This is a genomic window from Ruegeria sp. AB5 (genome assembly GCF_056542645.1).
This window is the reverse complement of record NZ_JBQGAE010000011.1, coordinates 98,124-110,885: the sequence shown is the minus strand read 5'-3', so window position 1 is coordinate 110,885 and position 12,762 is coordinate 98,124. Positions and strand designations below refer to the sequence as shown.

The following is a 12,762-nucleotide window of genomic DNA, read 5'->3' as shown; positions in this document are numbered from 1 at the left end:
GGTCAGCCTCCGGTTCCGGTTGCGGCAATCCGTGGAGCGTGGTGCACACGCCCGGCGGGGATGCTGGTCAGAGTGTCGATGCGGGCGATCAAACTCAGGGCGTTGCCCAGAATCTCGGCTTCAGCCCGCGGAGTTATGGTTTCATAGGCTTCGGAATCAGCCAGCACTTCGATCGAGCTGAAACGGTCACCGTTTTCAAGGCAGGCGACACGACGCCCGGTCGGGAACCCGTCGGATTTGCTGGACGGCAACGGCATGCGTGCATTGGCCAGCAGGTAATGTTCCCCCGAATGGGTACGCAGGGAAATTCCAAAGCCGGTGTTTGGATAGTCACGGTTCAGGGTTTTGAGTTCACCCAGAAAACTCTCACGTGCAAAGATGACTGCATCTTGCTCATGGGCAGCGGAGTTGTTCAGATCGGTCACAGCAGAGACCCTTTTACTGGAGTTGAGCGAAAAAACTCGTAAAGGCGCCTAAGTGGCAAAAAAGACTCATTAACTCCTGTGAACCAAGAAGCCCTTGCAAGGCGGTGTTATTTTGACGCGAATAAGATTTTTTGACGTTTGAAATGTGGCGCGATTGGGGCAGAGTTCTCATTGGAATACCTCAACCCTTGCGGGTATTGGTCAGAAACAACGTTGGCACTTGATCGCGCATTCCAATTCATCGCCACTGCGCAACGCAGTCGGGCGACAACCCTTTTGCCGGTATCGCCGGTCAAAGTCCCGTGCTCTTTCAAAGCGACGGCGTGAAACAAGCCGGCTGCGGGGCGAAAAATCTTGTTTGGAATCGGATTTTACCCCTCGCGCTGACCTGCAAGCTTTGCTATCCACCGCGCAATCCGGCGCTGTTGCGCCAGGTTGCGGGTGTGGCGAAATTGGTAGACGCACCAGATTTAGGTTCTGGCGCCGCAAGGCGTGGGGGTTCAAGTCCCTCCACCCGCACCACCGACCGGCCACACGGCCGAGCAGAAACACAGCTACCGCTGGCGCCTCTTGCGTTCGACCTTGCGTTTGATTTTGTCCTTTTTTCGCTTGGTGCTGACGGGCTTGCGTCGTATTGATCGACCTTTTTGTCCGCCGCCCCTGGGCAGAGCCTTATCATCGATGGACAGCAGCTCCAGTTCCAGCCCGCCCGTTACTGGTATCGCCTCGGTCAGTCGAACCGTCACGCGTTGGCCGATGGCGATGATCAGTCCGGTGTCTGACCCCATCAGCGTCCCTGCTTCGCGGTCGAAATGGAAGAACTCGCGCCCCAAGGATCGGACCGGCACCAACCCGTCCGCGCCGGTTTCGTCCATCTTCACGAAGGCCCCAAAGCGCGCGATGCCGCTGATCCGGCCCGAGAATTCATTGCCCACGCGCTCGCTGAGGTAGGCCGCCAGATAGCGGTCGGTCGTGTCGCGCTCCGCCATCATCGAGCGGCGCTCGGTATCCGAAATATGGGTGGCAGTTTCGTCCAGCCGGGCGATCTCATCCTCGGTCAAACCGTCCTTGCCCCAGCCATGGGCCGAGATCAGCGCCCGGTGCACGATCAGGTCGGCATAGCGCCGGATCGGAGAAGTGAAATGTGCATAATTCCGCAGCGCCAGCCCGAAATGGCCAAAATTTTCCGGGTTGTAATAGGCTTGCGCCATCGACCGCAGGGTGGTCAGGTTGATCAGCTCGGCATCCTCGGTGCCCGCAGCCGCATTCAGCAGCGCGTTCAGATGACGGGTTTGCAACACTTGCCCCTTGGCCAGGTTCAACCCCGCCGCCTGCGCGGTTTCCCGCAGGCTTTCCAATTTCTCGGGCGCTGGCTCTTCGTGGACACGGAACAGCAGCGGGCGGCGCTTGGCGACCAGGGTCTCGGCGGCGGCGACGTTGGCCAGGATCATGAACTCTTCGATCAGCTTATGCGCGTCCAGACGGTCGCGGAACGCCACGCTTTGAACTTTGCCCGTCTCGCTCAGGATGATCTTGCGTTCCGGCAGATCCAACTCCAGCGGCTGCCGCACAGCCCGCGCCTTTTTAAGCGCTGCATACGCGGCATAGAGCGGTTTCAGCACAGTCTCCAACAGCGGCCCGGTGCGGTCATTGGAGGAGCCGTCGATGGCTTCCTGCACCTCGGCATAATGTAGCGAAGCGGCGGAGCGCATCAGTCCGCGCACGAACCGGTGGTCGATCTTGTTGCCCTCGGCGTCGATCTGCATCCGCACCGCAATACAGGCGCGCGGGACGCCTTCGTGCAGGGAACACAGATCGCCCGACAGCCGGTCCGGCAGCATAGGAACCACCCTGTCGGGGAAATAGCTGGAGTTGCCGCGCTTGCGCGCCTCGCGGTCCAGCGCGGTGCCTGGCTGCACATAGGCGGCAACATCGGCGATGGCTACCCAGATGACATGCCCGCCGGGGTTCTTCGGATCTTCATCCGCATGGGCATAGCAGGCGTCATCATGATCCCGCGCGTCCGAGGGGTCGATGGTCAGCAGCGGCATATCCCGCAGGTCTTCGCGCCCTTTCAGGCCAGCGGGTTTGGCCTTGTCGGCCTCGGCAATCACCGGGTCGGGAAAGTCATCGGGGATGCCATGTTGGTGGATCGCGATCAGCGACACGGCCTTGGGGGCCGACGGGTCGCCAAGGCGTTCTACAATGCGGGCACGTGGCAGGCCCATACGGGTCTTGGGCCCGGCCTGTTCAGCCTCAACCAACTCGCCGTCTTTTGCGCCCAGAACAGCGCCATCCTGAACCAGCCATTCGTTTTGGCCGGCCTTGTCGATGGGCACGATCCGCCCGCCCTCGGCCCCTTTACGGAAAATACCGACGATCTTGCGCGGGTTGGTTCCGATCCGGCGGATCAGGCGCGCCTCGTAATTATGGTCTTCCTCATGCACCACGGTGAGGCGCGCCAGAATGCGGTCGCCTTCGCCCAGTGCCGGATCGCTGGCGCGGGTGATCATCAGCACAATCGGCTCGACCCCTTCGCCGTGCCATTCCAAAGGCCGTGCGAACAGATCACCATCGGCATTCGGGGCCTTCACCTGCAATACGCTGACAGGTGGCAACCGATCCGGGTCACGATAGCTGCGATTGCGTTTTTCCAGATGCCCTTCGGCCTCAAGCTCTTTGAGGATACGTTTCAGGTCGATCCGGTCCGCGCCTTTGATGCCAAAGGCTTTGGCAATGTCACGTTTCGAGGTCAGGGTGGGGTTCGCTGAGATCCAGTCCAGGACCTCTTGCTTGGTAGGGATGCGAGTCATATTTGTGGCCTAGCATGCGCGCACGACCGCGTCATGACCAAAAAAGCGCCGCTTTGGTTCAGCTTGGTAGATCAGCCACGGTATCCACGTCGCGCAGGTGATCCAACAAACCTACACGAGACCCCGAAATCGAGGCCAGCGTGTCAGCGAGCGCGTGTTCGGTTGACCAGCGCACATCCTGAAACAGGCCGGAAGGCAAAGCGCCATAGCGCTGCGCACCAACCAGCCAATAGCCGCCATCTGGGGCGGGGCCAAACACCATCTCCGCACGCCCCAAAACCGCGAAGCCCCGCGCAATGTGCGCGCGTGAAATCCCGGGAATGTCGGCGCCGATCAGGCACACTGGCCCTTTGGGTGCCGCCCTGAGCTGCCGAGCCATACGTTGCCCCAGATCCCCGTGCCCCTGAGCGACGCGCGGCAAATCCGCAGGCCAGACCCGGCTGCGCAAGCCCTCGCGATCCGGTGAGACCGCCAGCACGATCTGCCAGCGCGGGTCTCGCAGACGACGGATCAATGATCGGGTCTGATGCCGAAACCACCACGCCGCGCCCACCATACCGATATCTCGGCCCAGTCGGGTTTTGACGCGCCCCGGACGGGGCTCTTTGACCATGATTACCAAAGTGCGCTTCAAATCAGGTTCCGCACCATATCCCGATGTTCGATCCCGGCGTCCATATAGACAGGGCCAACAGCCACAAACCCAAGTTTTTCATAGAAACTCAGCGCTTGAATCTGCGCACCGAGCATGACCTTTTGAACGCCAGCCGCTGACGCCGCGATCTCGACCGCTCGGCGGATTAGATCGGCCCCCAACCCCTGACCACGCGCACGCTCCAGCACGCAGACCCGACCGATTTTTGCGCTCTGAGCTTCGAACACAATGCGGGCCGTTCCCACCGGATCTATTGCGTCCCGCGCCAGCAGATGCGTCGCGGTCGCATCCAGATGGTCTTGTTCTTCGTCTACAGGCACGCCTTGTTCGACAACAAAAACGCGATGCCTGAGATCAAAGCATGTTTGAATGTCCCGGGTCACTTCGATGCCGATCGTCATGCAAAAAAGTCTTTCAGGATACGGGTATAGATCGTCTTGAGCTGATAGATTTGGGCCACTTCGACGCATTCATCCACCTGATGCATCGTGCGGCCGACAAGGCCAAACTCGACCACAGGACAGTGGTTTTTGACAAACCGCGCATCCGACGTCCCGCCGGTGGTCGACAATTCGGGCATAATGCCCGTCTCAGCCAAAACGGCCTTGGACACAAGCTCCGACAATGCGCCCGGTGGCGTCAGGAAGCTTTCGCCGGAAATCTTGATTTTTGTATCGACCTCAACCCCATACTCACGGGCCACCTGATCCGCAGCGTCCCGAAGCCACACGCTGAGCTTGGCCCCAGAATGCAAATCATTGAACCGGATGTTCACGGCACCACGGCACTGCGCCGGAATTACGTTTGTTGCCGTGTTGCCGGTGTCGATGGTCACGACGGCCAGGGTCGAGGCGTCGAAATGGTCGCTGCCCTGATCCAGCTCGTGGCTGGCCAGCCGATCCATCAGTCGCGCCATCGCAGGCAAAGGGTTCTTCGCGCGGTGCGGATAGGCCGAATGCCCCTGAACACCCGTCACGGTGAACCACGCCGTCATCGACCCGCGCCGCCCGATCTTGATCATCTCGCCCATCTGGTTCGGGCAGGTGGGTTCACCGACCAGACAAACGGACATCTGCTCGCCCATTTGATCCATGTGATCCAGCAATGCTGTGGTGCCGTCCACTGCATCGCCTTCTTCATCCCCGGTGATTGCAAGAAGGATGGCTCCGTCAGGTGGGGTGTCACGGACGAAATCCACAGCCGCTGCCACAAATGCCGCCACACCCGATTTCATATCGGTCGTGCCACGGCCATACATCACACCGTCATGAATCTCGGCTCCGAACGGAGGTTTGGTCCAGGCCGCCTCATCCCCCACCGGAACCACATCCGTGTGCCCGTTGAACCCGAAACTCCGCGCGTGCCCTTTAGCACCCCAGCGGGCGAACAGGTTGCTGACGCCGCCCCGATCAACGCGGGCGCAGTCAAACCCTGCTTCCGTCAGCAGGTCCTGAAGCAGGACCAATGCGCCGCCCTCGGCAGGTGTGACCGATGGGCAACGGATCAGGTCTGCCGTCAATTGAACTGCATCGGTCATGTCGGGGCCTTTTTGGTGGGGTTGGACTCAGGTTCGTGCACAGATTCAACGAATTGGCCGGATTGCCAACCCCAATCAGCAGTTTTTGCCGGGTAAAACCCCCCTCGTATCGAGTTGAGACACCGATAAAACATGGCAATTTACCCTGCGACCACCTTGCTGTTTTGCACAAATTCGCGCTACAGCGCCGCGAAACAGGTGAGTTGACCATGACGCGCGCTCTTTACGCACTGATCTGCCTGACTTTCGCCGTTCTCGCACAGCAAAGCCTGGCACAAACGCTGAACGTCACAACAGTGACCCGACCGCCGTTTTCCTATGTGGAGGACGGGGCCGAGACCGGGTTCTCGATGGACCTGCTTGAAGCTCTGGCCGACGCGCTGGATTGGGAATACTCGGTCACCCGGGTCGAGGCGTTTTCGGATATGTTGGGTGCGGTCGAGGACGGGTCGGCGGATCTGGCGATTGCCAATATCTCGATCACCGCGATGCGCGAGACAAAGATGGATTTCAGCCAGCCGATTTTTGAGGCCGGCCTTCAGATCATGGTGCCTTCGGACGCGGTGCGCAGACCCTCGCTGCTGCAGGCGCTTCTGTCCACCGAGCTGTTCATCGCGATCGGCCTGGCTTTTGCCATCCTGCTTGGCGGCGGCATGCTGATGTGGGGATTCGAACGGCGCGCCCAGCCCTATTTCGACCGCAAGCTGAACGACGCATGGTTCCCATCGTTCTGGTGGGCATTGAACCTGGTCGTCAATGGCGGGTTTGAAGAAAGGATGCCCCGCACACCCTTTGGCCGCGTTTTGGGTGTCATCCTTGTGGTGTCGTCGCTGTTCATCGTGTCTGTCTTCACGGCCCGGATCACCAGTGTCATGACCGTTGACGCGATCACCGGAAACGTAAATTCGGTCAACGACCTTTACGGCAAGAATGTTGGAACCATCAATGGATCAACCGCTGCCAATTTCCTGAACCGGCGCGAGATCGAGTTCACCGGCTATCCGGGGCTGGAAGAAATGCTGGACGCGTTCAAAGCCGAGGATCTGGATGCGGTTGTGTTCGACGCACCGATCCTGTCCTACTTTGCCACCCACGAGGGCCGACGCATCGCCAGCATGACCGGCGGTGTGTTCCTGCGCGAAAGCTACGGAATTGCGTTCCCAACCGGCTCACCGCTGGTTGAAGAGGTCAACCAGGCGCTGTTGTATTTGCGCGAAGACGGAACCTATGACGAGATTTATCGAAACTGGTTCGGATCGCGGAACTAGGACTGGGCGTCCCCTTCGAAAAACGGCGTCATTTGCGCCACGATCACCGCGTTTTCGTCCAACGCCCGCTGCATCAGGGCCCGTTCGTCCGCGTCGATGTCGTGCCCCTGCGCTTCGCGTTCGGCAAGGGTGCCATAACCCGTCACATCCAAGGGCGCTGTATCGGCCTGCTTCAGGATTGCCACGGTTTCGCGTACCGCCTCGGCTTCGTCGACGCCACTGGCAAAGCACATCAAGGCTGCGCCCGTTGCACCGTCCGGCAGACCATCGCCTTCCTTTCGTCCGATCTGAACGAGAAGGGTGTAAACTTGCTGACGCGAGGGTTTCTTCTGCTTTTCCATGGCAGGGGCCTTAGCCTTGCGGTGTGCGATGGTCAAGCGCGGGTGGTCTAACGCTCGGTCGTGGCCAGTTTGAGCGCCAGTGCAACAAAGATCACGCCAGATACGCGATTCAACCACAACTGCACCGACGGAGACCCTTTGAGAAGTGCGCCCAAAGTTCCCGCGGCAAGGGCAACCGCGCCGAAAACGATCACCGTTGCCAGAAACATCAAGGCCCCAAGTTGGTAGAATTGCGCGATCAGAGGGCCGTTATCGGGATCGACGAATTGCGGCAGGAAAGCCAGCATGAAAATCGTCACTTTCGGGTTCGCGATATTCATGATCAATCCGCGCAGGTAGAGTTTGCGGATCGGGACGCGAGGTGTATCTCCCCCATCCAGTTTGGACCCCGACGCCGTGAATGCGTTCCACGCCAGATAGACCAGATAGCCCGCGCCGGCGAATTTGAGCGCCGCAAAGGCAGTTTGCGAAGTTTGGAAGATCACCGCCACGCCCAGGGCCGCTGCTGTGGTATGCACGATCAGCCCCGTGGCCAGGCCCAGCGTCACGATCAGGCCTGACATCCGGCCATACAGCGCGGATTGCGTCATTACAAAAATGTTGTCCGGCCCCGGAACGGCGGCCAGCGCAATGGCTGCGCCCATGAACAGGATGGCGATATCGGCAGGGATCATGGCGTCTCCTCTTCCGGCGCAGTGCCGCCCGGTATAGCACCATGGACATGGTGCAACAAAGGCCGCAGACGAAGCCACGGCCTTTGATGGATTTGGCTATATCAGGATCAGTCGCGCAGCAATTCGTTGATTCCGGTTTTCGAGCGGGTCTTTTCGTCAACACGCTTTACGATGACCGCGCAATACAGGCTGATATTGTTCTTGGACGGCATCGAACCCGCCACGACGACCGAATAGGGTGGCACTTCGCCATACGTCACTTCACCGGTCTCACGGTCGACGATCTTGGTCGATTTGCCGATGAAAACACCCATGCCCAGAACCGAGCCTTCGCGTACGATGCAGCCTTCGACCACCTCGGAGCGCGCGCCGATAAAGCAATTGTCTTCGATGATGGTGGGGCCAGCCTGCATCGGCTCCAGCACGCCACCGATCCCGACGCCGCCCGACAGGTGAACGTTCTTGCCGATCTGCGCGCAGGACCCGACGGTCGCCCAGGTATCCACCATGGTGCCTTCGTCGACATAGGCGCCGAGATTCACGAACGACGGCATCAGCACTGCGCCCGGCGCGATATAAGCCGACTTGCGGACAACGCAGTTGGGCACGGCACGGAAGCCGGCAGCTTTCCAGTTGTCTTCGTTCCAACCGGCGAACTTGCTATCCACCTTGTCCCACCAGCCACCGGCCTGAGGGCCGCCGGTCTGGATTTCCATGTCCTTGATACGGAAGCCAAGCAGAACGGCTTTTTTCGCCCACTGGTTCACATGCCAGTCGCCGCCGTCGAGCTTTTCGGCCACACGCAGCGAACCACTGTCCAACGCATTCAGCGTATCTTCGATGGCGTCGCGCTGTTCGCCTGTGGTTGCGGGCGTGATCGTGTCGCGCGCCTCCCATGCGGCTTCGATGGCGGCTTCCAGTTGCGCGTTGGACATTGGGCGTCTCCCTACAGAATCTGTTCGTGTTGGTTTCGCCTATACGCAAGGCAGGTCCACGGCGCAATGCGACGAACAGGGGTCAGTTTGCGTCCAATACGCACCGCAATCAGCTTGCACGGCGAATATGGCGGATCAGAATGGCCGTTGCTGTGGCGGTATCCTTGCGGTTCAGCGCCTGCGCAATGGACATGTGGTCCTTGTCCGCGCGCTGCATCCATTTTGGACGCCAGTGGGCGAACAGGTGCCGCGCGCTGGCGATATGCAGATCATCAATGGTGTGCAAAAGACGTGGCAAACCGCATGGCGTCAGGATCGCCCGGTGAAAGGCACGGTTGCGGGCCTCCCACTGTGGCATTGTTGTTGCCTCATCACAGGCAATCCGTGCCTTCTCGATCCGCATCAAGTCTGCAGGTGTCATGTTCTGAACCGCCTGTTGCAGCGCCAAAGGCTCCAACGCAACGCGCATTTCAATCACTTCTCGCACCTCTGCGGGGTCCAGCACCGTGACCCGCATTCCGCGACGCGGCTCGCTGCGGGCCAGACCGTGTGCCTCGAGCCGCAAGAGGGCTTCGCGCACCGGAACATGGCTGGTGTCAAAGGATTTGGCGATATGATCCTGGCGCAGTTTCTCACCCGCACTCAGGGCACCAGTGATGATCTGCTGCATCAGATTTTCGTAGATCGTGTCGGCAATAGTAGCGGTCATGGATTATAGATAAAATTGACGACGGTGGTCCACAAGCCGATAGTTTACACCGCAAGCGGATCAGGGGCGATGTTTCCACCGCAGACCAGGACCGCCACCCTCTCACCGGGTTCAGGCTGGTATGCGCCAGACATCAATGCTGCCAACGCGGTCGCCCCTGCAGGTTCAACAAGGATACGATGGGTTTGCCACAACGCGCGCTGAGCCTCGATGATCGCCTGATCCGAAACCAGTACCGACGTCATTCCCTGCGCCAGATCGAAACAGATTTGCCCAATGCGCCGCGCGCCCAGCGCATTTGCCGCGATGCCCGAGACCGATACATCCACCGGCTCACCCGCTTTTAGTGCTGCATTCAACGCACAGGATGTCTCAGGCTCTACCGCGACAACCTTGCGCGCATCTTGGAACCACGCCAGAGCGCCCGCGATCAGGCCACCTCCACCGACGGCGACCAGAACGGTATCCGCTTTCAGGCCCTGCGCGTCCCACTCGGCAAAGCACGTGCCCTGCCCGGCCACAGTCGCGGGCGCGTCATAGGCGTGTATCTGCATCGCGCCGGTCTTTTCTTCATGCTGCTGCGCCATCGTCAGCGCATTGGCATATTCACCGGGCACAACGCTCAGGTCCGCTCCGATTTGTTCGATCAGGGCAATCTTGGATGGCCCCGCCAGTTCCGGCACAAAAATCTTGGCCGGATGACCCAGCGCACGCGCGGCATATGCCGCCGCCGCCCCATGGTTCCCACCCGAGGCCGCCACAACACCCGCCGCAGGTACTGCCATGCTGAGCAACGTGTTGAATGCCCCGCGCGCCTTGAAGCTGCCGGTGTGCTGCATATGCTCAAGCTTCATCTCGATCGGATAGCCGGGAATGCGGCTCTCCATCACCGGGGTCACTTGCGCGTGCCCGCCTATCCGACCAGCTGCCGCCTGAATTTCTGTCTTCCAATCCATTCTTGTCTTTCCGTGACTGGCACTCTGCCCGCGAACCCTATAGCTGTTTGTCAAACACGCAAGCAGGGATCGATCACCCATGAGAGAAGACCGCCACAGCCCGTTCCGCGATGCGCAGACCGACCGCTCGACCGCGAGCGAGGTGCCGGACACGCCGCAAACGCGCTCGCCCGCCTATCGCCTTGCTTTTGCCGATGACGAGTTCCTGTGCCGGGATGAGCTGCGCCCGGTGCGCTTGCAGTTGGAGTTGCTGAAACCCGAGATGATCATGAGCGAACGCGAAATCACCTCGACCATCGTTATGTTCGGCGGTGCGCGTATCCCCGAGCCGTCACAGAAACACACGGCACGGACAAAAACGCTGGCCGGACTGTCGCAGTATTATGATGAAGCGCGCGAGTTTGCCCGGCTGATGACCGAGAAATCAAACGCCACCGGCTGCCGCGAGAATGTTATCGTCACCGGCGGCGGACCGGGCGTGATGGAGGCCGGAAACCGCGGCGCGCAGGATGCGGGCGGCTGTTCCATCGGTCTGAACATCGTGCTGCCGCACGAGCAGGCGCCGAACCTGTACGTCACGCCGGAACTCAGCTTCAATTTCCATTATTTCGCCATCCGCAAAATGCATTTCCTGATGCGCGCCCGCGCCATCACCATCTTTCCCGGTGGTTTCGGCACCATGGACGAGCTGTTTGAATCCCTGACCTTGATCCAAACCGGCCGGATGGAGCGCGTGCCCTTCCTGCTGTTCGGGCGCGCGTTCTGGGAGAAAGTGATCAACTGGGACGCACTGGCTGATGCCGGCACCATCTCGGATCAGGACCTTGACCTCTTCCGCTTTGTCGACACCGCGCAAGAGGCGGTCGAGATCATCGAGAACTGGGAACCCGCCCCACCCCGCGACGCAATTCCGGGGCGCTGAACCATGGCCCCAAAACCCGGAGAGATGCTGCACCTGCGCGGCAATGCCCTGACCGATGGTGAACCGGTTGCCCTGCCGCTGACGCAAAGCAGCATGTATCACCTGCCCGGCGCAACAGAGGGTCTGGCCACATATGGGCGCGTGGACAATCCGACATGGGTCGCACTGGAACACGTTCTGGCGCATCTTGAAGATGCCCCCTGCCTGACATTCCCCTCTGGTATGGGCGCGATTTCGGCCGCGTTGTTTGCCACCGTGAAGGCCGGATCACGCCTGTTGATCCCTTCGGACGGGTACTACGTGACACGCGTTCTGGCAGATCGTTTCCTGTCAGGGCTGGGTGTTTCGGTCACAGAACGCCCCACGACCGCCTTTGCCAAAGGTGGGTTTGACGCGTTCGATGTGGTGTTTGTGGAAAGCCCGTCCAACCCCGGGCTGGACATGATGGACCTGCCGGCCATCGCCTCCGCTGTGCGCTCGGCAGGGGGCGTCACGATCGCCGACAACACAACCCTGACCCCTCTGGGCCAACGCCCGCTGGATTTGGGGATTGATGTTGTCGTCGCCTCGGACACCAAGGCGATGGGCGGGCATTCCGACTTGCTGATGGGCCATGTGGCCAGCCGCAATGCGCAGATCATGGAGCGGGTCGAAGACTGGCGGCGTGTCTCTGGCGCCATCCCCGGCCCGCATGAGGCGTGGTTGCTGCATCGCGGGCTGGAAACGCTGGACGTTCGGTTTGATCGCATGTGCCGCTCGGCACAGATCTTGGCCGAGCGTTTGGCGGCACATTCTGCGGTCCGGAACGTCCGCTACCCCGGCTTGCCGAACGATCCGTCATACGCGCTTGCGCAGGCTCAGACCAAACGCTTCGGGTTCCTTTTATCCCTGACGCTGAACAGTGAAGACGCTGCAGAAACCTTCATCAACATGTGCCCGTTGCTGCGGCCAGCGACGTCTTTTGGCGGGGTCCACAGTTCAGCCGAGCGCCGCGCACGCTGGGGCGACGACGTCGACCCCGGTTTCGTGCGGCTGTCTGTGGGATGCGAGCCGGTTGAAGAGCTGTGGGACGCCATCAAGACCAGTCTGAACGCGCTGTAACTACTTTTTCGGCTCACGCAGCTCGGTGAACACATAGATCGGCAAAACGATGCTGCCGATCAGCGCACCCAACCAGACCAACAGCGTTGCAGCCAGAAGGTTGGAGATACCGCCGATGGTCAGCCCCGCAGTGATCCAGTCTGTCACAAGCAAACCCACAAAGGTTACGATCAGCGCGATCCCACCTTTCAGGGCCGGGGCCTTCTTTTCGCCCAGCTTCAGGATAAGAGGCTCTGCCACCACCTGCACCAGCGTGAACACGATCACGACAACGATAAACGACAAAGGCTTGATTGAAAAACCGGACAGCAACAGCATCGCCAGTAGCAAGCCGATGGCGTTCCCGGCCAGCAAGGCCAATGCGGATTTGATTCTACGCGACATAGTGTGGCTTCCGTCAATCAACACTTAAAAACATGCATATGG

General features: G+C 60.2%; 14 protein-coding genes and 1 tRNA gene. 4 read left to right on the top strand and 11 right to left on the bottom strand.

Translation table 11 applies throughout. The annotated features are described in order from the left end of the window. Positions 1–2: 2 nt before the first annotated feature. Positions 3–425: a hypothetical protein gene (locus ACR0L4_RS17345; RefSeq protein ID WP_170751551.1), complete on the bottom strand. Its 423-nt coding sequence runs from the start codon at positions 423–425 to the stop codon at positions 3–5. 437 nt (positions 426–862) lie between these two features. Between ACR0L4_RS17345 and ACR0L4_RS17340 the strand changes: the two genes are divergently transcribed. Next, positions 863–947: transfer RNA gene (locus ACR0L4_RS17340), tRNA-Leu, on the top strand. A gap of 32 nt (positions 948–979) precedes the next feature. Here ACR0L4_RS17340 and rnr read toward each other — a convergent pair. From rnr to dapE, 4 genes are read right to left on the bottom strand one after another with little or no spacing between them, the layout of a single operon-like run. Continuing rightward, entirely contained in the window at positions 980–3,238 is a 2,259-nt protein-coding gene (gene rnr / locus ACR0L4_RS17335; RefSeq protein ID WP_480514358.1) for a ribonuclease R, read from the bottom strand. Positions 3,239–3,296: 58 nt separating this feature from the next. Then, on the bottom strand, positions 3,297–3,872 hold the full coding sequence (locus ACR0L4_RS17330) for a TIGR04282 family arsenosugar biosynthesis glycosyltransferase (protein ID WP_480514357.1): 576 nt from the start codon (positions 3,870–3,872) through the stop codon (positions 3,297–3,299). Next, complete coding sequence (locus ACR0L4_RS17325; RefSeq protein ID WP_480514356.1) at positions 3,869–4,294, bottom strand: GNAT family N-acetyltransferase; 426 nt, start codon at positions 4,292–4,294, stop codon at positions 3,869–3,871. Before ACR0L4_RS17325 ends, ACR0L4_RS17330 begins: the two co-directional genes overlap by 4 nt. Continuing rightward, positions 4,291–5,430, bottom strand: coding sequence for a succinyl-diaminopimelate desuccinylase (dapE, locus tag ACR0L4_RS17320; protein WP_480514355.1), 1,140 nt, complete (start codon positions 5,428–5,430; stop codon positions 4,291–4,293). Before dapE ends, ACR0L4_RS17325 begins: the two co-directional genes overlap by 4 nt. Positions 5,431–5,639: 209 nt before the next feature. Here dapE and ACR0L4_RS17315 point away from each other — a divergent pair, with 209 nt between their 5' ends. Then, entirely contained in the window at positions 5,640–6,698 is a 1,059-nt protein-coding gene (locus ACR0L4_RS17315; RefSeq protein ID WP_480514354.1) for a transporter substrate-binding domain-containing protein, read from the top strand. Here ACR0L4_RS17315 and ACR0L4_RS17310 read toward each other — a convergent pair. The 5 genes from ACR0L4_RS17310 to ACR0L4_RS17290 form a co-directional block, all read right to left on the bottom strand. Next, positions 6,695–7,039, bottom strand: coding sequence for a hypothetical protein (locus ACR0L4_RS17310; protein ID WP_170751538.1), 345 nt, complete (start codon positions 7,037–7,039; stop codon positions 6,695–6,697). The two genes, ACR0L4_RS17315 and ACR0L4_RS17310, sit on opposite strands and share 4 nt — an antisense overlap. A gap of 47 nt (positions 7,040–7,086) precedes the next feature. After that, positions 7,087–7,713 carry a LysE family translocator gene (locus ACR0L4_RS17305; protein ID WP_480514353.1) on the bottom strand — a complete coding sequence of 209 codons (627 nt, stop codon included), beginning with the start codon at positions 7,711–7,713 and terminating at the stop codon, positions 7,087–7,089. A 107-nt stretch (positions 7,714–7,820) separates the two neighbouring features. Continuing rightward, on the bottom strand, positions 7,821–8,648 hold the full coding sequence (gene dapD / locus ACR0L4_RS17300) for a 2,3,4,5-tetrahydropyridine-2,6-dicarboxylate N-succinyltransferase (RefSeq protein WP_480514352.1): 828 nt from the start codon (positions 8,646–8,648) through the stop codon (positions 7,821–7,823). A 109-nt stretch (positions 8,649–8,757) separates the two neighbouring features. Continuing rightward, on the bottom strand, positions 8,758–9,357 hold the full coding sequence (locus ACR0L4_RS17295) for a GntR family transcriptional regulator (protein WP_480514351.1): 600 nt from the start codon (positions 9,355–9,357) through the stop codon (positions 8,758–8,760). A gap of 44 nt (positions 9,358–9,401) precedes the next feature. Next, a complete protein-coding gene (locus ACR0L4_RS17290) occupies positions 9,402–10,313 on the bottom strand; it encodes a threonine/serine dehydratase (protein ID WP_480514350.1) in 912 nt (303 codons plus the stop codon). Between the two features lie 79 nt (positions 10,314–10,392). Between ACR0L4_RS17290 and ACR0L4_RS17285 the strand changes: the two genes are divergently transcribed. Next, positions 10,393–11,235, top strand: coding sequence for an LOG family protein (locus tag ACR0L4_RS17285; protein WP_480514349.1), 843 nt, complete (start codon positions 10,393–10,395; stop codon positions 11,233–11,235). 3 nt (positions 11,236–11,238) lie between these two features. Then, on the top strand, positions 11,239–12,336 hold the full coding sequence (locus ACR0L4_RS17280; RefSeq protein ID WP_480514348.1) for a cystathionine gamma-lyase: 1,098 nt from the start codon (positions 11,239–11,241) through the stop codon (positions 12,334–12,336). Here ACR0L4_RS17280 and ACR0L4_RS17275 read toward each other — a convergent pair whose 3' ends face one another. Beyond that, the gene (locus ACR0L4_RS17275) at positions 12,337–12,720 is read right to left on the bottom strand and encodes a hypothetical protein (protein ID WP_170751525.1); all 384 of its coding nucleotides are present in this window, start codon (positions 12,718–12,720) and stop codon (positions 12,337–12,339) included. Positions 12,721–12,762 lie beyond the last annotated feature (42 nt).